Raw genomic sequence first — 20,555 nt, 5'->3', positions numbered from 1 at the left:
AGTACGAAATTGGTTGATTATTTGATACAAAAACAGTGATATCCTTTAACTTGCAATAAAATTCTAAAACGAGACAATTATTATCTTGAAAATTACAGAAAAGGAAGTACTGCAGGCGTTGGGTAAGGTTCAAGACCCGGATCTAAAAAAAGATCTGGTGACGCTGGGAATGATTGAAAACATTTCGATCACCGACAAGGAGTTGAATTTTTCAGTGGTATTGACCACACCTGCATGCCCTTTGAAGGAAAAGATAAAGAATGATTGCCTTGATGCTTTGAAATCAGTTGCAGGTGATCTGGAAATCAATATTGAAATGACCTCAAATGTCACAAGCGTGAGGAGCAAATCAATGATCTTGCCCAATGTAAAAAATATTATTGCAGTTGCTTCTGGCAAAGGCGGTGTGGGTAAGTCCACTGTGACTGCGAATCTAGCAGTAGCACTAGCTAAGTCCGGTGCCAACGTGGGCGTAATAGATGCTGACATCTTTGGCCCCTCAATTCCTACCATGTTTGATTGTGAGCATGAACAGCCAGGGATGGTTGAGGAAGACGGCAAGAATATGTTGATTCCAATTGAAAAGTACGGAGTAAAATTACTTTCCATTGGTTTTCTTACTCCAAAGGACAATGCCATCATATGGCGAGGACCTATGGCGAGTTCAGCACTGAAGCAATTTATAAGCGATGTCAAATGGGGAGAGCTGGATTATCTATTGATTGATTTGCCTCCGGGAACTAGTGACATTCACCTTACGTTGGTTCAATCAGTGCCTGTGACAGGAGCTTTGATTGTGACCACCCCTCAGAAGGTAGCGATCGCAGATGCTCAAAAAGGATTGGCAATGTTTAAGCAACCACAGATCAATGTGCCCTTATTAGGGGTTATTGAAAATATGGCATTTTTTACTCCAGAGGAGTTGCCAGACAATAAGTACTATTTGTTTGGCCAGGGAGGAGGTAAGTTGCTATCAGAAAAATATGATATTCCTTTCCTTGGTGAAATCCCGCTTGTGCAGTCGATAAGAGAGAGTGGGGACAGTGGATATCCAGCCGTGATGAAAGATGGTATCACGGAAGAGTCATTTAGCGAATTGGCACAAAATGTCGCCAGACGCGTAGCCATTAGAAATGCTTCTAAAGAGAAGACAAAGATGGTTCAAATGAATTAATTTCGTATTTAATTAGTCATTGGAAAAATGGATGCAAAAACAAAACAAGAGCTTTTGGTTAGAGTGGATCAAGCGATCAAGAATATCAGACCCTATCTGGAAGCAGATGGCGGGGACGTAAAAGTTCTGGATATTGATGATGACTATGTAGTGCAAGTTGAGCTACTAGGAGCCTGTGAGGCTTGTCCGATGTCCCCAATGACCATGAAGGCAGGAATCGAAGAAGCGGTTAAAAGGGTAGCACCAGAAGTGAAATCTATAAATGCCGTCAATATTGCTCCAGCCAACTAAATCGTTTACTATCAAATTATTTATCCACCTCATCGTTAGCTCAAAGTCATCTTCTAGTAGCACTTTGAGTATGAGATCAATAATTTTTTTCCTTATCTGTTGCCTTCCATTTTTTAGTACAGCACAAGATAAATGCGGTGCAATGCCATTTAATGCATTAAAATCTGGGATGAGTTCAGAAAGAGTAAACGAGCAGTTTGAATCGTGGCTGAAAACAATAAGAGATGATAAAAAGGTCGCAGCCAAACAAGCTGATTCGTATAGCGAGACTGTGTATCAAATACCGGTAGTTGTACATGTAGTGCACAAGGGTGAAGAGGAGGGAGTAGGAGCTAATATTCCCGAAGAACAAATCATCAATCAAATTGATTCATTGAATAACGATTTCAGACGACTTAATGTCGATCAAGAAAATACGCCTACCTCGTTTTTATCAGTAGCAGCTGACGTAAAGATTGAATTTATCCTTGCCAAAAGAGACCCTGAAGGACTCCCTACCGATGGGATCGTAAGAGTACAGGGCAATCAAAGTTCATATACAATCAATGACGCCGAACTGCTGGCAGCAAATAGTTATTGGCCTGCAGAAGAGTATTTTAATATTTGGGTGGCGGATTTGAGCAATGGTTTACTTGGATTTGCCAAATTCCCCATATCCAATGTACCCGGGATGGATGAGGACCCAAATTTGAATAGGCTTATTGACGGTGCATTTTCTGACTACGAGTACTTTGGGACTGGATTCAATGCGGATGATTTTTCTAAAGGTAGAACGCTCACCCATGAAATAGGACACTGGTTGGGGTTGCGCCATATTTGGGGAGATGGCAATTGTAGTGCGGACGATTTTTGTTCAGATACTCCCACTCAGTCAGGTAGTACGTCTGGTTGCCCGGATGAAGGCGAGGTGTCATGCTCCACAGAAGATATGTTCCAAAACTACATGGACTATACAGACGATGTCTGTATGAACCTTTTTACGCTATGCCAGGCGGATAGAATGAGGATAGTACTCGAAAACAGCCCAAGACGAAAAGATTTACTAAATAGTGAAGGGCTCACAGCAGTGACTCAAGTTTCCAATGATCTGGGCATCAGATCAATTCAATCACCAACGTTTGGCAATTGTAATGTTGTCCTTCAGCCCGAAATTGAAGTCAGAAACTATGGAGATAACACTATCAATAGCTTTAGTCTGGATATGTTGGTCGATGACGAGCTTGTGCGCACCGAATCTTTCACAGAACCCATGACGGAGTTACAGACCATTTTTGTAAACTTTCCCGAAGTCACGGTGGCCTCTAGTTCACAGTTGATTACCTTCAAAGTCAACCAGGTCAATGATGAGACAGATGGCAATGTGGACAACGACTGTCGATGGATTAGTACTTTTTTCCCAGTCACAGAATCAGTACCCTTTGTTGATGAATTCACGGGGTCCTCTGATTTAGGTACTTCATCCTGGAACCTAAAAAACAGCAATGACAATCCATCTGCCTGGGGATATGTGGTGGCTCCTAACCTGACAACAGAAAATGAATCTGCGGTACTAAGCTATTATGGAGCGCCAGGCGGATCGTTTGGAGAGCTTGATTATTTTATCAGTCCAGTTTTTGATCTGACAGAACTGGCTACTGCCGATCTTAGGTTTAAATACGCCTATTCAGGGTATCCTGATAACTATAGCGATGCACTCACGGTAGTTGTATCCACAGATTGCGGAGCAACTTTTCCGGAAGAAAACATACTTTTTCAAAAAATAGGAGCTTCGCTAGCCACCACAACAGCGACCAGTTCGTTATTTGTGCCCTCTGACCCGAGCCAATGGCTAGAAGTAGAGAAGAATTTTGGAGAGTTTGCTAATAATCCTGAAGTGATTGTGGCATTTATTGGTGTCAACGGTGGTGGGAATAACTTATACCTTGATGATATTGAAATCTTTTCGAGTGCCTCTAATAATTATGATTTAGGCATTCTTCAAGTCGAGGAGATTCCGGTGGTCACTTGCAATGAAGATTTTGGGATGGGGGTTTTTATAAAAAACTATGGCAAGCAAACAATCAACAATTTCTCAGTTGGCTATTCCTTTGGCACACGCCAACAAACTTTTTTGCAGACGGACCTAACTTTAGCACCGGGCAAAACGGAGAAGATCGAAATAGAGTCTTTCAACAACGTGGAGGGAGATTATCAGATAGTATTTAATGTAAGCGAACCAAATGGTCAGACAGATGAAAACCCTGAAAACAATGTGAGTGAAGCATTTTTTAATATCGATTTCAATGTAGAAGCTATTCCATTGCGTGAAAAATTCTCCAGGGAAATGGAGGATACAGATTGGCATTTTATCCAACCAGATGGACCTTCGGATTGGTCTATAGCTGAATTCAGAGATGATGATGGTAAAAGCGACTACGCTGCCATGATTCCGGGATATGAGATAACAGAGTTGGGAATAGAAAATTGGTTGGTAAGCCCAATACTTGATTTTTCTGAGGCAGAGGTTGCTTCTGTGTTTTACAATATATCTTATGCCAATAGAGTCGGTCGCAATGATGAGTTACGCATATTGGCCTCGACAAATTGCGGTGTGTCTTATGATCAGGAGCTATACAGTGAAAAGGGAGGAGGCCTGGCGGTCACTCAAAGTGAATCAGCATGGACACCTGAATCCGAAGAGGACTGGCGCAGAGATTTTGTTGATCTAAGTGGTTTGGTAGGACAGGAAGATGTGCGCATCGCTTTTGTGGTAAGCAATCAAAATGGCAATAATCTATATTTAGATGATATTGAATTTTATGTTTCTGACGATCCGAGCCCTTTACAGATCGAACAGTCTGTGTTGACTTTTCCAAACCCAGCTTCTACCTATATCGACCTGACCTTCAATTTTAACATCAAAGAAGAAGTGCTGGTACGGATCATCAGTATGGATGGCGATGTGATTAGTGAACAGTCGTTTCCTAATACCCTAAATCAGACTTACAGAATAGCTAACCTAGCTGTTGCAAACGATGGATTGTATGTAGTCCATGTTTTAGGTGATAACACCAACCTGGTAAGCAAAGTATATTTGGTTAAATAATCAGACCGTATTTCGAATCTTTTTTTCTTGCTCAAATCTGTCCATTGCCAGCTGCAGCAACTGATCAATTAGTTTGGGGTAAGGAATCCCAGATGCCTCCCACAATTTAGGATACATACTGATTTGAGTAAAACCTGGAATGGTATTGATTTCATTGACTAGAATGCGGCTGTCTTCAGTGAGAAAAAAATCAACTCTTGCAAATCCTTCGCATTCAAGAGTTTTAAATGTTTCGAGCGCAATTTTTTGTATCTGCTCAATCTGCTCGTCTGAAATGTTGGCTGGAATATCAATTTTGTATCCTTGATCATCCAGATACTTAGCTTCATAGGAATAAAAGCTATGAGTAAAAGATATTTCACCTGGAATGGAGGCTTTAGGATTTTCATTTCCAAGAATGGCGCACTCAATTTCACGTCCTGCTATAAATTCTTCAATGATTACCTTTCTGTCAAACGAGAAAGCCTCATCCAAAGCTTTTGTAAATTGGTCTTCATTGTCCACGCGATTGATTCCTACAGAAGATCCTAGATTGGCAGGCTTGACAAAGCAAGGCAGACCTAGCGCTGCCGTAACAGTTTCAAAATCAGGACGCTGCTCATGAGAACGAATGCTTAGGTACTTTCCGATTGGTAAGCCGGCATCTCTCAACAATCTTTTCATAATGTCCTTGTCCATGCCAACAGCAGATCCAAGTACGCCAGCCCCTACAAATGGAACATTAGCCAGTTTGAGCAGCCCTTGAATGGCTCCGTCTTCACCAAGGGGACCATGTAAAATGGGAAAAACGACGTCTATTTTTTGACCAGTTCCAGACAGTTTTCCGTCACTTTGTGGAGTGAGAGCAACCGTTTCACTTTGTGGATTCAGGCTTATTTTTTCAATGTTGTCAGCGTTTAGGATCAGACTGGTTTCCTCATTATAAAGCCAATGGCCATTTTTGTCTATGCCGATAAGTACAGGTTCATATTTGTTTTTATCCAGCGCTTCGATGACATTTTTGGCAGATCTTAGTGAAATCTCATGCTCGGCTGATTTACCGCCGAACAGAATGCCGACTTTAATTTTCTTCTCCATATAGGCGCAAATGTAAATAAGAAGATTTTTAATTTCTGATCCCGAAGATAATGATAGTTGGTTTATCAAGAGAAAATTGTGGTATCAGTTATTCGATGAAAACCGGTTCGAATAGTCTTGCTGGATCTCGGAAAGATTTGAATTTGATATTTATGAAATACTTTTTTTATTTTTTTGAAGGATTAAACGTAATTTGCCGCGTCACCTATTGAAAGAAAAAATGAGTAAACCCCAACCAGGGAAAAAGGAGCTGTTTATCCATATCGGATTGGCAGGGTTAGCGTCTATCGGTATATTGCTATTTGTCTTCTATATCTATTTACCCCTAAGTACAAATCATGGTGAGAGTATGACCGTCCCAAATCTCGAAGGCATACTTTTGGAAGAACTGGATGAATTTTTGGAAGAGCGAGACTTAAGATACGAAGTTGAGCCAGACTCAGGCTATTCACCCAAGTATCCTCCATACGCAGTTCTAAAACAGTTTCCGTTGGCGAATGCCAAGGTAAAAGAAGGAAGAAAGATTTATATCACACTAAACTCTGCGAAACCTCCTGTTGTAAAAATGCCAAAACTAGTTCAGATATCGCTGAAAGATGCACAACTACAGTTGAGAAGTCTTGGATTATTACTTGGTGATGTGCGATACAAACCTGACTTTGCATTGAATTCAATTCTTGGGCAATATTATAAAGGGGAAAAAATTCAGCCCGGTTCAGAAATACCAAAAGGAGCAAGGATCGATTTTGAGGTTGGCGATGGCTTAGGAAAGCAGACTTTTCAGATGATGAATCTCTCGGATATGCAACTCGATGAGGCTGTTTTTGTCATGCGAGGGTATGGGCTCAAGCTGGGCGATGTATTCTATGAAAAGGAGGGTAAGATTATTCGAGAAAAAGAAGATGCAGATGGTGAGATAGTAATCGAATCTTTAGACGCGAAACCTGGTAGGGTATTCCGACACTCACCAAGTGCTAAAAAAATCGCCAAAATTGGCCAGGAAATTGATCTCTGGATTGTAGAAATGGATTCTACCCAAATCGATGAAGTGCCCACCCTGGAATAAGATTTGAATTGTTGACTACTTGAATAATAATAATTACACTGGCCGTTTATACTGTATGAATTGGAAGAGACATCGGATAGGTTTGATTGCGTGCATAATGTTGGCATCATTTACCTGCTATGGTCAGCTCAGTATCCGCCCCTTTGGTACATCTAATAGTGATGAGGGGAATTCACAGGCAAGAAGTCTGGCAACTCGTGATACCATCAATCTGCCATTTTGGGATGATTTTTCGTTTACCACCATTACTCCAGACACCTCCTTGTGGGAATCCAATACCGGAGTATTTGTAAATGGTACACTGGGAAAGCAAGCTCCAACCATCAATGTGGCCTCGTTTGATGGAGTTGATTTAAGCGGTAATCCTCATAATCCAGATGGGGTCACCAGCATAACTACAGACGTGCTCGTTTCACAGCCCATTGATTTGGAAGCAGTCGCATCTGATAAACAGGACTCGGTGTACTTATCATTTTATTGGCAAATGGAAGGGTTTGGCGAAGTGCCAGAACAGAAAGATTCGTTGAAGCTAGATTTTTTGAATAACATAGGTGAATGGAATAATGAATTTTTTTTATTAGGAGAGGCTGAAAATCAAAGTGATGCATTTACAAAACATGAGATAAAAATAGATAGAGAAGAATATTTTCATTCCGGGTTCCAGTTTAAGTTCACCGCCGTTGGAAATTCTACCGGACCTTTTGATGCCTGGCACATTGACTATGTCTATCTCAATCAGGACCGAGCCATAGAGAACGAGTCCTTAGTTGATCGAGCTGTGGCAGATCCTCCTACCTCCATTTTTAGTCAGTACACCAATATTCCGTACGATATACTATTTGAGTTTCCTGATACCATTTATCAGGATATATCATTTGAATTTCTGACTTTAGAAAACAAAGTGCATCCTGTCGAGTTTGAGTACACGCTTACTAATTATGACTATCCTAATACTGATAGTGCAGCGATTAATGCCACTCTGCTATATATTAATGATGTCGATGACAATTTTTCGATCCCCAGATTCGGAAGAAATACCAATTCTATTCCTGCTTTAAATAGTTCCTATTTTACTGGTTTTGATTCATTATTTATAGAGGCAGAATTGATTTTTTCCTCGACAAGTGATGGTTATTTTGTAAAGTCAGTGGATGGGGTTGGCTCTGAGGAAGAGCGTACAAAGACTTTTTATATAGATGAAGACTACAACTATCGCTTGAACGATACCGTGAGGACTTACTTCGAGATTCATGAAACCTTGGCATATGATGATGGTCAGGCCGAATACGCCGCTGGACTCAATAAAACGGATGCTCAGATTGCCGTTTATTTCAATATCCCAAGTGAAGACACCTTGACTCATATAGATATATATTTCCCACAGATCAATCCGTCTTCTGCTGGCAAGAGAATTTTTCTATATGTCCTGAGTGATCTATCTGGCGAACCCAGGTCAGTGAGGCGGGTCGAAGAATTTATCATACCTGGCGATGCACAACTCAATGAATACGACAGATTCGAATTCGAATTTCCAGTCATCGTCTCAGGAGAGTTTTATATCGCCCTACAGCAGTTTACCAATGACTATATTGGGATTGGTCTTGATAACAATAATCTGCTGGGTCTTCAGAAAATCTGGGTTAACACTGAAGACTCGTGGTCTCCAAACCTAAAAGTAGAAGGGATAATAATGATGAGACCGGTATTTGCCGACTCGGATTTTGTCGTAGCAGATGCTGCTATTGATGAACCATCACAAATCAATATTTATCCTAACCCAGTAAATCAAACACTACACATAGAAGGCAACATTGAGAGCTTTGAGGTATTTGATCCATCCGGAAGAATGATTTACTCTGGTCAGTCGAACTCATTGTCAACCGCCTCCTTTTTGGATGGTATATATCTTCTCAAGGTTAGAGCAAGAGAATCGACGCAGGTCCATAAGATAATTGTCAGACATTAGAGATTTGGAAAAAGTCGCTGGCTAAGACAATCGGTTTTTGTAATCAGAGTATTCAAAGCTTTTGACCAATTCATACTCTCCACTTTTTTTGAGGATAGCTATGGCAGGATGCTGCACTCCGTTAAATGTGCTAGTCTTGACCATCGTATAATGCATCATATCTAAGAATTCAATCTCGTCGCCAATATGTAAGGGACGATCAAAAGAATAGAGATCCAGGTAATCACCAGCCAGACAGCTTACTCCACCCAATCTATACTGATATGTTCCCTTGTTGGGGTCGATGTATCCCTCCTTTAGATTTGGGCGATAGGGCATTTCAAGGCAATCAGGCATATGACAGGTAAATGACCCGTCAATTATTGCTGTCTTGATTCCTCCATTATCCACAAGATCCAGAATCGTAGTTTTGAGTGTGCCAGTCTCCCAAGCGAATGCACTTCCGGGTTCCAAAATAATGTGTACATCATGCTTCTGGCGAAAAGCTGACAGAATCTCAATCAAGTGTTTCGTATTGTAATCATTCCTCGTCATGAGGTGACCGCCACCCATGTTGACCCATTTGATTTGCTTTAGCAAATCTCCAAACTTGGTCTCAAGTGCCAGCAAGGTCTGCTCTAAAGCATAAGAGTTTGATTCACAGAGCACATGAAAGTGGAGGCCTTCTACAAAGTCCGGAATTCCGCCAGTCAATGATTCGGACTTTACACCTAATCTGGAAGTCGGTGACGATGGATTATATAGTTCCGTTTCTACGTCCGAATACTCCGGGTTGACCCGAAGACCTATAGATACTCCTTTTTCTACTGCTCTTTTTCCAAATTTATCCAACTGACTCAGAGAATTGAATGAAATGTGACTCGAACCATTCAGTATTTGTTCTATTTCACTTTCCTTGTATGCGACTGCATAAGTGTGAGCCTTTGTTTTCATGTGCTCATTACAAAGCATCATTTCATGAACAGAACTGGCTGTAGCTCCTTTGATATATTTTCTGACCAAAGGAAAAGTACTCCACATGGCAAAACCCTTGAAGGCAAGAATGATTTCGATCTGCGCCTTATCGGATACCTCCTGGATTAAGCGTAGATTACGTTCTAACGCCTCTTCCTGAAGAACAAAACAAGGGGAGGGAATCGGATTAGTCATTACACCTCAAGGTCAATATTGTGTTGCTCGTGCCAAGGGAGACCTTCTGTGTTCAATTTGTCCATGAATGGATCAGGATTGAATTCCTCTACATTGAATACCCCAGCCCCTGACCATTCACCATTGAGTACCATCATGGCGCCAATCATGGCAGGTACACCGGTGGTGTATGAGACACCTTGAGCCCCAGTTTCATTATAAGCTTCCTGATGCTTACAATTGTTGTATATATAATAGGTCGTTTCCTTGCCATCTTTTATTCCCTTGATTCTACAGCCGATCGACGTCTCTCCTTCATAGTTTTCGCCAAGGCTGCCGGGGTCTGGTAATACGGCTTTCAAAAATTGTAGAGGTACGATTTCTTGACCGTTATAATTGACAGGTTCAATGCCTGCCATGCCGATATTTTGAATAACTCTAAGATGAGTGAGGTATTCATCACCAAATGTCATCCAAAACCGTGCTCTTTTTAGCGAAGGAAAATTTTTCACAAGAGACTCGAGTTCTTCATGATAGATCACATACGAAGCTCGTTCTCCAATATTTGGATAGGACAATTCTTTGCGAATCTCGTGTGGATTGGTTTCGACCCACTCTCCATTTTCATAATATTTTCCCTTCTGGGTAACCTCGCGTATGTTTATTTCGGGGTTGAAGTTTGTAGCGAACGCTTTACCATGGTCTCCTCCATTGCAGTCTACAATATCGAGATAGTGAATCTCATCAAAATGATGCTTGGCGGCATAGGCAGTATATATACTAGTCACTCCAGGATCAAATCCACAACCCAATACAGCAGTTAGTCCTGCTTCTTTAAATCTATCTTGATACGCCCATTGCCATTTATACTCAAATTTGGCCTCGTCTTTAGGTTCATAATTAGCAGTGTCAAGATAATGTGTACCAGTAGCCAGACAGGCATCCATGATCGTTAAATCCTGATAGGGAAGAGCGACATTGATAATGAGTTTAGGATTAATTTCTTTTATCAGCGAGACTAGTTCAGGGACATAATCAGCATCGACTTGAGCGGTTTTAATCTCAATACCGAGGTCGGATTTTACGTCTTTAGCAATTTGATCGCACTTTGATAGCGTCCGGCTTGCCATCCATATATCAGAAAAAGTATCTGAATTTTGCGCACATTTGTAGGCTACAACACGACCCACACCACCAGCGCCAATTATTAATATTCTTGACATCACATATAGGGTTTTTGAAATTTCAAATTTATATAAGGTTGTCGTCTATTTTACACAGATGGAATTTATTAATTCAAATCAGGGTTATTAATTACGAATACATAAATTTTATTTAAATTGTAGAGTGCAATCATTAAATCAACGGGATTGATGCCTCAATTGTAAATCAAAAAAACCAATGATAAAAGCATATTCAACGCCACTCAAAAATTGTTTTCTTTTTGCTGTAATTATGTTTCTAGGCAGCTGTTTGTCTCAAAAGGATTTCATTACAGACTCAGATTATAGTTATGGAGGAAAATTTAAGAAGTACAGGACTTATAGCTTCATGTCTAGCCCTGAAAATGATACTTTGTATCATAAAGAGATACTTGAGAAAACTATAGCCTCCAGAATGGGTGCTCAAGGATACTTTAAGCAGGCTAAAAAGCCAGATTTACTGGTGATGTACAAAATCTTTTATGATGATTTTTCACTTAGAGGGTACAATCAGCCACAGTTTGAAAACTGGGTCAATAATGAGGTAGCCCCCGAAGAAGGAAGCAGACAAACGGCATCTTCAGATGACTTCTTTGAAGATGATGAGGTAACTAGTGAGGAATATCGAGTGAGTAACTATGAAATGAATGACGGAACTCTGCTTGTTGTTTTCTTTGATAGAAAGAAAAAACAAACTGTTTGGCAAGGATATGCATCAGGCGTATTCTCAAAAGATAAAAAGGATTCTAGAAAAAATATCAAGGTGGCGACCTCCAAAATATTTAATGAATTCAGACTAATAGCTGATGGATATGTCATTAAAGGTGGCTGATATTTGATCCACAACAAGAAATGTAGAGACCCAATAGATATTGGGTCTTTTTTTTTAGCTTATTTTGCCAGCTCGAACTTTTAATTAAAGATAGATACAATGTCCAAACCCCTAATATTAATATCTAATGACGACGGAGTGACTTCAGCAGGTATAAGAAAGCTGGTAGAGCTCATGGCTCAAATTGGGGAAGTCGTGGTAGTAGCGCCAGATGGCCCACAGTCCGGTATGGGACATGCGATTACGGTAGGGGATACACTACGATTGTCTAAAACGGATATATTTGGGGATATTCAGGCCTATAAATGTTCAGGTACACCGGCTGATTGTATTAAGCTGGCCAAACATGAAGTACTCAAAGGAAGAAAGGTGGATTTGGTCGTAAGTGGAATCAACCATGGTTCGAACACCAGTATAAGTGTGCTCTACTCAGGCACCATGTCTGCTGCGATAGAAGGTGCTATAGAAGGTACACCTGCCATAGGTTTTTCCCTATGTGATTTTAGCTGGCATGCCGATTTTTCTCATGTCGACGAATATGTTTTGAAAATAGCGAATGAGGCACTCAGTCATGGATTGCCAGAAGGCATAGCATTGAATGTGAACATACCACCAAAACAATACAAAGGAATCAAAGGTATTAAGATCACCAGGCAGGCAAATGCCAGATGGGAGGAGGAATTTGACAAGCGTAGAGACCCTCACGGAAGGGACTACTATTGGATGGTTGGCAACTTTGTAAATCATGATAAAGGAGAAGACAATGATGAGTGGGCTATTGCCAACAACTACATATCTATAGTTCCTTGTCAGTTTGATTTGACTGGCCATCACGCATTCAGTCATTTGAACGAAAAATGGGACTTGTGATTCTTAGTAGCTAGAACACAAATGTGCGACTGATTAATAATTGACCCGTTTTAATATCAAAAAGCTTGGTAAAATAATTATCAATGCGTTGCTCTTTTTAAGTATTTAATCTACTTTTGCACTTCAAAATTTTTAAACTAAATATTTCATAATGAAAAATTACGAGACGGTATTCATTTTAACTCCCGTTTTGTCTGATGATCAGATGAAGGATGCTGTCGGAAAGTTTAAGAAGGTTTTGGTTGACAATGGTGCGAAAATCATCAATGAAGAAAACTGGGGCCTTAAGAAATTAGCTTATCCGATTCAGCACAAAAAAACAGGGTTTTATCAGTTGTTCGAGTTTGAAGCAGAATCTACTTTAGTAGATGCGCTTGAAACTGAATACAGAAGAGACGAGAAAATCTTAAGATTTTTGACAACAGCATTGGACAAGCATGCATTAGCTTACAATGTGAAGAGAAAAGGTGGTGCGTTCAACAAAAAGAAAGAGGAGGCTAAATCATGACATTAGTAAACGAAAAAATCAACAGATCCGATCAGAAATCTAAATACTGTAGATTCAAGAAAAACGGTATCAAATACATTGATTATAAGGATCCTAATTTCCTTTTGCAATTCATCAATGAGCAAGGCAAAATTTTACCAAGAAGATTGACTGGTACAAGTCAGAAATTTCAAGGTAAAGTGTCGCAAGCAGTTAAAAGAGCTAGACATATTGCATTGTTGCCATATGTTACTGATTCACTTAAATAAGACAAGGACATGGAAATTATATTGAAAGAAGATATCAAAGGCCTTGGTTATAAGAATGATACAGTTGATGTAAAGCCTGGGTATGGTAGAAACTATTTGATCCCTCAAGGATTTGCAATTATCGCTAGCGTATCAAATAGAAAGATGATCGCTGAGAACATCAAGCAGGCTGCTCACAAAGCTGAGAAGTTTAGACAAGATGCAGAAGATTTAGCTAAATCTATCGGAGATGTAGTTTTGGAAATCAAGACAAAAGCAGGAGAGAGTGGAAAGATTTTCGGTGCTATTACATCATTGCAAATTTCTGATGCTTTGACAGCAAAAGGATTCGATATAGATAGAAAGAAAATCAGCTTTGAAACTCAAGTGAAAAACTTGGGTGAATACAAAGTATCCCTGGACTTGCATAAAGAAGTTCAGCATGAGGTTTCCATTAGCGTGGTAGCTGAATAAGCTGATTAAGCTTAAAATATTGAAAGCGGCACTAGCGATAGTGTCGCTTTTTTTTTGCCTAATGGAAATTACAATTCTAAACTGTATTGGTGACATGTCGACACGCTGAGTGGTGGGTTTTACTTGCTGAGCGGTTCAAATATGCCCTATTGGGTGCTGATTCACCCTGGTTACAGCATATTTTGCACTTCCGCTACAGGCTTTACCCATTGAGCTAAATAATTACAATTCTTAGATCATAATATCTAGCTTCTAAATTGGTAAGCGCATACCTAGTTTAAATTAATTATTTACTTAAACCAACTAACTATGAAACACTCATATCAAAATATGAGCTGGAGAAAGTGCGTCCATCGCAGACTACATCTATTATCCTACATTTTATTATTGCAATTATTGTTCATTTTTCACAGCCAAGCTCAGGTTAACACAGGAGGAAATGCAACAACAGCTGATCATTCTAAGCAAATAATTGGGTACATCACTCAGTGGGATGCATGGAAAGCAGCCAATGCAGGTTTGCCCGCCGCAGGTGCACTGACACACATGAATATTGATTATTCAAAGTATACTATACTTAATTATTCCTTCTTTGGTGTAGCGCAAGATGGGTCACTCCATAGCGGTGATCATAGAAACAAGAATATATATCAACCCACAGAAGTGCAAGCTCCTGGCGATTTGTTGTTTACTGATATATATAGTAGCTGGGATTTTCACATTTTGTTTGGAGAACTTGATGCTGTCCAGTTTATCAATGAGGAGGTAAAAACACGTGCAGCATCCTATGGATATGTTGTAGAGGTAGGAGGCAACACCTGGAGCCACCCAGAATGGGGTCTCAATGGGTCTCTTCCATTGCCTCTTCCAAAAGAAGGCGGAGCACCAGGCATCTTAGAAATGGCTCATCAAAATGGCGTCAAAGTGATGGCGTCCATTGGTGGATGGAGCATGTGCAAGCATTTCCCTGAAATGGCAGCAGATCCAGTCAAGCGTGCCACGTTTGTCGCCGACTGCCAAAAGCTGATCAACATGGGATTCGACGGTATAGACTTGGATTGGGAGTATCCCGGACCCTATGCTGGAATGAATTTTACTGGTTCAGTAGCAGATTATGCCAATTATACTATCCTGGTTCAGGAAATAAGAGACGCCATCGGAGCCGACAAGCTTATTACCGCAGCTTTTGCCGCCTCAGTACCAAAACTGCAAGGTTTTGACTGGCCTGCATTGTCTCAGACGATGGATTATTTCAATATCATGTCCTATGACTTCAACGGAGGATGGTCAAACAAAGCCGGGCATAATTCCCCGCTTTATGCATATGACAATGCGGAAGCTCCAGAGTTTAACTGGCACTCCACCTTGACCGGATTAATAGGAATGGGAATACCCGCTTCTAAAATTAATATGGGGTCTGCCTTTTACGGCAGAGGGGTAATTACCGATGGATCAGCGGCTTTAAATGCCACTACAGTGAAAAGGAATGAGACAGTGCAGCCTGATGGGCCGATCACTACATGTTCTGACTTTACCAACTGGCCCCGTGATGTATATGATGGTACACCTAATTACTTTTATATAAAGCAACAAGCTCTAGGAGTAAATAGTGGATGGACAGAGCACTGGGATGATCAGGCAAAAGTGCCCTATCTGACCAAGGATAACTTCTTTTTAAGTTATGATAATGAGCAATCGATCGGTTTAAAAGCACAATATGTAATAGACAACCATCTGGCTGGTACAATTGTTTGGACCGTATATGGTGATCTTGAAATTAGCGGTACGGTAGAGTCATTTGGCACCAAGCTAAAGAGATGGTCGAATGTAAGCTCTGAACTTATAAATACAATCAATGAGGTATTCGCTGATGGAAGCACACCCCTAAACCAACCACCTACTGCAAGTCTAATCAACCCTCAAGACGGTGCTTCCTATCAAACTGGTGAAACAATTACTATAGAAGCCAATGCATCTGATTCAGATGGGACTGTTTCAAATGTTGAATTTTATGCAGATGGAATAAAGATTGGAGAAGATAGCTCCTTACCATATAGTTATAGCTGGTCTAATGTAACGATAGGCAGCTATTCTCTTACCGCAAGAGCTACGGACAATGAAGGAGCCATAGGGATTTCATCTTCCGTGAACGTAATTGTTTCTGATAGTACGGCTGGGGTCGCTCCTCAGGTGAGTATTACCAATCCATTGTCTGGCACTGAGCTAACAACCGGTTCGTCTGTCACTCTAACAGCATCAGCCTCTGATAGTGATGGAGTCATTGCCAGTGTAATATTTACTATCGGTGGACAGGATTATCCAGCCGTCTTGAGTGGATCAAATTATGTTGCAAGTTGGACGCCAGGTTCGGATGGATCATATACAATTCTGGTCACTGCGTCCGACAATGACACTATGACTGCATCCGATCAAGTCTTGGTGAGTTCTACTACTTCAACTACCTGTTCGGCACCCAATTGGGACAATGCCATTGTCTATCTTGGGGGAGATCAAGTAGCTCACGAGGGTATACTTTATCAAGCCAATTATTGGACACAAGGGAATAATCCCGCCACTAACAATGGTCAGTACGCGCACTGGCTGGAGCTGGGTCCCTGTGGCGATCCTCAGAACATGGCTCCGACTCTAACGATCACCAGCCCTGATGATAATACATCATTCAACGAAGGATCAATCTCTATTGAAGTAAATGCTTCTGATTCAGATGGAGCCGTTGTTCTGGTTGAGTTTTTTGTTGATGGAGTCAAAATTGGAGACGACAGTGCAGCGCCATATTCGATCTCTCAATCTTTTCTCGTTGGCAACTATTCATTAACTGCTGTGGCTACAGATGATTTTGGTGATAGCACTACCTCATCCATAGTGAATATCACTGTCACCGCAGTTGGTAGCAATGTTCCGCCATCGGTTAATATTACCAATCCTATAGACGGGTTAAGTATAACCGAAGGGACTATCGTGTCTATCGAGGCAGACGCCAGTGATTCAGATGGCACAGTGACTAAAGTTGAGTTTTTCGTAGCCGGATCAAAAGTAGGAGAAGACTTGTCGTCTCCATACAGCTTTGATTGGATTAGCTCGGAAGGGAGTTTTGCTTTGACTGCTGTGGCAACAGATAATGAAAATGCATCAACTACCTCAGCTGGTATCAATATCAGTGTAACAGGCGATGTTGGGACATGTGACGCACCTCAGTATCAGGAAGGCGGAGGATATGTCGCAGGTAGTGAAGTGCAAAATGGTGGTAAGAAATACCAGTGCAAGGATTATCCGTTTAGCGGATGGTGCAACGGTTCGGGCTGGGCTTATGAGCCTGGAATCGGCAATCATTGGCAAGACGCCTGGAATGATTTGGGCGAATGCGGAACAAACCCACCAGGTAATCAGGTGCCAGTGGTTTCTATTTCATCCCCATCAAGTGGAACCAATTTTAACTCCGGGACATCAATCAATATTGCAGCTTCAGCTTCAGATCCGGATGGCACCATTTCAAAAGTGGAGTTTTATGTGAATAGCGTCAAAGTAGGAGAGGATTTGTCTTCACCTTACAACTTTTATTGGACCTCATCGGATGGTACTCATCAGCTAATGTCTAAGGCTACCGACAATGAAAACGCATCAACCGAATCTGCCATTGTCAATATTACCGTAGGCACTGTGACACCTCCCACTGGAGATTTGCCCGATAGGTTATTAGTAGGCTATTGGCACAATTTTATCAATGGCGCCGGAGGTATGAAGCTTAGCGAAGTCTCAAACAAATGGGATGTAATCAATATCTCCTTTGCAGAGCCGTCAACTCAACTGGGTGCTACAATGGTATTTACTCCAGACAACTCCATTTATCCGACAGTTCAAGAATTCAAAAACGATGTAGCCGCACTGCAAAGTCAAGGTAAGAAAGTGCTGATTTCTTTGGGCGGAGCCAACGGAGCTATTCATTTGAATACTGCGGCGGACGCCCAAGCTTATAGCAATTCCATGATTAACATTATTACCGAATATGGATTTGATGGGCTGGACATAGATTTAGAAGGGAGTTCACTTTCGTTGAATGCTGGAGATAGCGATTTCAGAAATCCAACAAGTCCAAAGATTGTCAATTTCATTAACGGTACACAGACGATTCTTAATCATTTTGGACCTGGATTGATTCTTACAGCTGCACCAGAAACACTCTATGTTCAAGGTGGATTAAACAACTATGGAGGAGGTGCTGGAGCTTATTTACCAGTCATTTATGCCTTCAAAGATCGTTTGAACTACATCCATGTTCAGCATTATAATACAGGTTGTATGCTGGGCTTGGGCCAAAATAGTCCATGTTACCAGCAGGGGACTGCTGATTTTCAAGTGGCTATGGCGGAGATGCTGTTGCAAGGGTTTCCAGTACCGGGTCACGTACAGGGATTTCCTGCTTTGAGACAAGATCAAGTCGCCATCGGATTGCCAGCATCACCACAAGCAGCAGGAGGAGGGTATACCAGTCCATCTACGGTACATCAGGCACTTGATTATTTAGTAAAAGGGATCCCATATGGAGGAAATTATACTTTGGTGAATTCGTCCGGCTATCCGAATTTTAGAGGATTGATGACCTGGTCGATTAACTGGGATGAGTTCTACAACTTTGAGTATTCAAACAATCACAGAACCTATTTGGATGATTTGGGCCCTGCTAATGCGCGAGTTGGTAGCGAAGCCAATGAAGAGGAGCTGGTAAATAGTGATTTGAATACCATATTATGTTACCCCAATCCCTTTAGTCAAAAAGTGACATTTTCTTTTTCGTTGGAAGAAGAACACGAGGTGACCCTAACTATTTACAATCAGATAGGAGCCAAAGTGTTAGATTTGATCCAGGGCGAGACTTATTCCGCAGGTTCTCATAGAGTATTGTGGGATGCCAGTCAAATGTCGAAAGGCTTATATTTGTTTAGGCTGGGTATTGGAAACGAAACCAAAATACACAGGGTAGTCAAACATTAATTAGAATAAATTTGGAGCCAACGCTTCTAATAGAAACAAATTGTAAAAACCAGGAATAGCCTTAGTGTTATTTCTGGTTTTTATTCTAGTGCCCATCTATCATTCATATGCTGTTGAAAAATACTACCTGTACCCAATGTAAGAGGTTTTAAATGATTCTCGGTTCTTAATTTCCTTACATTTGAGATAGTACTCCACATCAATTACTTCAGCTGGAGCATGATTCTGTTTTTTTATAACCTTGTTCACAATTTTAAATAAGAATGTCATAATCGAGTTTTTAAATAGTTATCAATAGACTGTTAGCTTTAAATAATTCAAGATTACCTCTTGACGAATGTGTTTCAATTGTGTGCTTACAAATTGAATTTGCTTAAGTGGTTAGACTAGTTAATTAATCAATAGCCAGATCGTGTTGGTTAGGATGACTTTCGCATCAATTTAGATGTCAAGAAGAAATCCAACCATGACTAATTTCATAGAACTAAATTAATGGTCAGGCCGATGACAAATAGGACTCTTGAGGCGACTATTAGGCCAGAATAGTCAATAAAACGGACATGTTTAAAGTATCTAGTGGTATGAATGGGACATTTTGAGTTCGTCAAGTTTAATATTGCCTTATCTTTGATAAATGGTTATTGTCAATTCAAATAATTTCAGAACAGAGTACCATCCAAAACCGACCTCATTGCAAATCAATCACTCAGATCGATTGTTTACAGTTGGTTCATGTTTTTCTGAAACCATTGGACAACGCCTTCATAACAGCAAATTTTCAGTAGACGTTAATCCTTTTGGAACTGTATACAATCCAATGTCGATTTTTAAATTGCTTACATCTTGTGAGATTGACGAGCGGAAACTGGTTGAAGTTGGAGGACAATACTATCATCACGATTTCCATTCAAAGTTTACTGCTCGTGACGAAGAAACCCTAATGACTCTTCTGAGCTTAGTCAGGAATGAGAGCGTTGAAAAATTGAAACAAGCAAGTTTTTTGTTCATTACCTTGGGCACCGCATACGTATATGAACTAAAATCAACAAATGAGATCGTTTCCAATTGTCATAAAGTTCCTCAGAGAGAATTTGATAAGCGCCTTTTGACACTCGATGAGATGTCATCAGCATTTCAAGAATTTAAAGCCAAATTAGAAGCCATTAATCCGGATCTCAAGATCATATTCACTCTAAGTCCGGTTAGACATATCAAAGATGGTTTAGTTGAAAACCAACTGAGCAAATCAATTTTAAGAGTATGTTGTCATGAATGGTCAAAATCCTCGAGTATGTCCTATTTTCCTTCTTATGAGATGATGATTGATGACCTCAGAGATTATCGTTTTTATAAAAACGATATGATTCATCCTAGTGAAATGGCTGAAGACTACCTCTGGGAAAAATTTCAACTCGCCTACTTCTCAAATCAAACCCAAATAATGCTCACCGAATGGGACAAAATCCGAGCAGCTTTGTCACATAGACCATTCAATCCGATGTCCGATAATCATCAGAAATTCTTAAGGAATCAGCTGACCAAACTTGATATATACTCCGAGTATTTTGATGTCACAGAAGAAAAAAATATACTCGAACAACAATTATTGGATCTGGACTCTTGAAATTTATTCAATAACTCAGGG

15 protein-coding genes are annotated in these 20,555 nt (G+C 40.6%); 12 read left to right on the top strand and 3 right to left on the bottom strand.

The window, feature by feature from the left end; translation table 11 throughout:
• The first annotated feature begins 85 nt into the window (after nt 1-85).
• The 3 genes from ABJF11_RS15745 to ABJF11_RS15735 all read left to right on the top strand — a co-directional run bounded on the left by ABJF11_RS15745 (nt 86) and on the right by ABJF11_RS15735 (nt 4,550).
• Complete coding sequence (locus tag ABJF11_RS15745; protein WP_348120972.1) at nt 86-1,174, top strand: Mrp/NBP35 family ATP-binding protein; 1,089 nt, start codon at nt 86-88, stop codon at nt 1,172-1,174.
• A gap of 27 nt (nt 1,175-1,201) precedes the next feature.
• Nucleotides 1,202-1,465, top strand: coding sequence for a NifU family protein (locus tag ABJF11_RS15740; RefSeq protein WP_348120970.1), 264 nt, complete (start codon nt 1,202-1,204; stop codon nt 1,463-1,465).
• Nucleotides 1,466-1,607: 142 nt separating this feature from the next.
• Nucleotides 1,608-4,550 carry a choice-of-anchor J domain-containing protein gene (locus tag ABJF11_RS15735; RefSeq protein ID WP_348120969.1) on the top strand — a complete coding sequence of 981 codons (2,943 nt, stop codon included), beginning with the start codon at nt 1,608-1,610 and terminating at the stop codon, nt 4,548-4,550.
• On the opposite strand, the gene ddlA is transcribed toward ABJF11_RS15735, so the two are convergent.
• Nucleotides 4,551-5,627 (bottom strand): D-alanine--D-alanine ligase, encoded by a 1,077-nt coding sequence (ddlA, locus tag ABJF11_RS15730; RefSeq protein ID WP_348120967.1) that lies wholly within the window; start codon nt 5,625-5,627, stop codon nt 4,551-4,553. It lies immediately after the preceding gene.
• A gap of 220 nt (nt 5,628-5,847) precedes the next feature.
• Between ddlA and ABJF11_RS15725 the strand changes: the two genes are divergently transcribed.
• Nucleotides 5,848-6,693: a PASTA domain-containing protein gene (locus ABJF11_RS15725; protein WP_348120965.1), complete on the top strand. Its 846-nt coding sequence runs from the start codon at nt 5,848-5,850 to the stop codon at nt 6,691-6,693.
• Nucleotides 6,694-6,790: 97 nt separating this feature from the next.
• Nucleotides 6,791-8,659 carry a T9SS type A sorting domain-containing protein gene (locus ABJF11_RS15720; RefSeq protein WP_348120964.1) on the top strand — a complete coding sequence of 623 codons (1,869 nt, stop codon included), beginning with the start codon at nt 6,791-6,793 and terminating at the stop codon, nt 8,657-8,659.
• A gap of 21 nt (nt 8,660-8,680) precedes the next feature.
• On the opposite strand, the gene nspC is transcribed toward ABJF11_RS15720, so the two are convergent.
• Both nspC and ABJF11_RS15710 read right to left on the bottom strand, forming a co-directional pair.
• Complete coding sequence (nspC, locus tag ABJF11_RS15715) at nt 8,681-9,808, bottom strand: carboxynorspermidine decarboxylase (protein WP_348120963.1); 1,128 nt, start codon at nt 9,806-9,808, stop codon at nt 8,681-8,683.
• A complete protein-coding gene (locus tag ABJF11_RS15710; protein WP_348120962.1) occupies nt 9,808-11,010 on the bottom strand; it encodes a saccharopine dehydrogenase family protein in 1,203 nt (400 codons plus the stop codon). The genes nspC and ABJF11_RS15710 overlap by 1 nt, the downstream gene beginning before the upstream one ends.
• A 178-nt stretch (nt 11,011-11,188) precedes the next feature.
• Between ABJF11_RS15710 and ABJF11_RS15705 the strand changes: the two genes are divergently transcribed.
• The 7 genes from ABJF11_RS15705 to ABJF11_RS15675 all read left to right on the top strand — a co-directional run bounded on the left by ABJF11_RS15705 (nt 11,189) and on the right by ABJF11_RS15675 (nt 20,534).
• A complete protein-coding gene (locus tag ABJF11_RS15705) occupies nt 11,189-11,821 on the top strand; it encodes a DUF4136 domain-containing protein (RefSeq protein ID WP_348120961.1) in 633 nt (210 codons plus the stop codon).
• 99 nt (nt 11,822-11,920) lie between these two features.
• On the top strand, nt 11,921-12,691 hold the full coding sequence (gene surE, locus ABJF11_RS15700) for a 5'/3'-nucleotidase SurE (RefSeq protein WP_348120960.1): 771 nt from the start codon (nt 11,921-11,923) through the stop codon (nt 12,689-12,691).
• Nucleotides 12,692-12,842: 151 nt separating this feature from the next.
• Nucleotides 12,843-13,199, top strand: a complete 357-nt coding sequence (gene rpsF, locus ABJF11_RS15695) for a 30S ribosomal protein S6 (RefSeq protein ID WP_348120959.1) — start codon at nt 12,843-12,845, stop codon at nt 13,197-13,199.
• Nucleotides 13,196-13,447 carry a 30S ribosomal protein S18 gene (rpsR, locus tag ABJF11_RS15690; RefSeq protein ID WP_348120958.1) on the top strand — a complete coding sequence of 84 codons (252 nt, stop codon included), beginning with the start codon at nt 13,196-13,198 and terminating at the stop codon, nt 13,445-13,447. The genes rpsF and rpsR overlap by 4 nt, the downstream gene beginning before the upstream one ends.
• Nucleotides 13,448-13,456: 9 nt before the next feature.
• Nucleotides 13,457-13,900 carry a 50S ribosomal protein L9 gene (gene rplI / locus ABJF11_RS15685; protein WP_348120957.1) on the top strand — a complete coding sequence of 148 codons (444 nt, stop codon included), beginning with the start codon at nt 13,457-13,459 and terminating at the stop codon, nt 13,898-13,900.
• 309 nt (nt 13,901-14,209) lie between these two features.
• On the top strand, nt 14,210-18,910 hold the full coding sequence (locus ABJF11_RS15680) for a glycosyl hydrolase family 18 protein (protein ID WP_348120956.1): 4,701 nt from the start codon (nt 14,210-14,212) through the stop codon (nt 18,908-18,910).
• A 634-nt stretch (nt 18,911-19,544) separates the two neighbouring features.
• Nucleotides 19,545-20,534 carry a GSCFA domain-containing protein gene (locus ABJF11_RS15675; protein ID WP_348120954.1) on the top strand — a complete coding sequence of 330 codons (990 nt, stop codon included), beginning with the start codon at nt 19,545-19,547 and terminating at the stop codon, nt 20,532-20,534.
• Nucleotides 20,535-20,555: the final 21 nt, after the last annotated feature.

The sequence above is a fragment of the Reichenbachiella sp. genome (assembly GCF_039941815.1).
GTDB lineage: Bacteria > Bacteroidota > Bacteroidia > Cytophagales > Cyclobacteriaceae > Reichenbachiella.
Note: the sequence above shows the minus strand (reverse complement) of the source record. Positions and strands in the feature narration are given on the sequence as shown.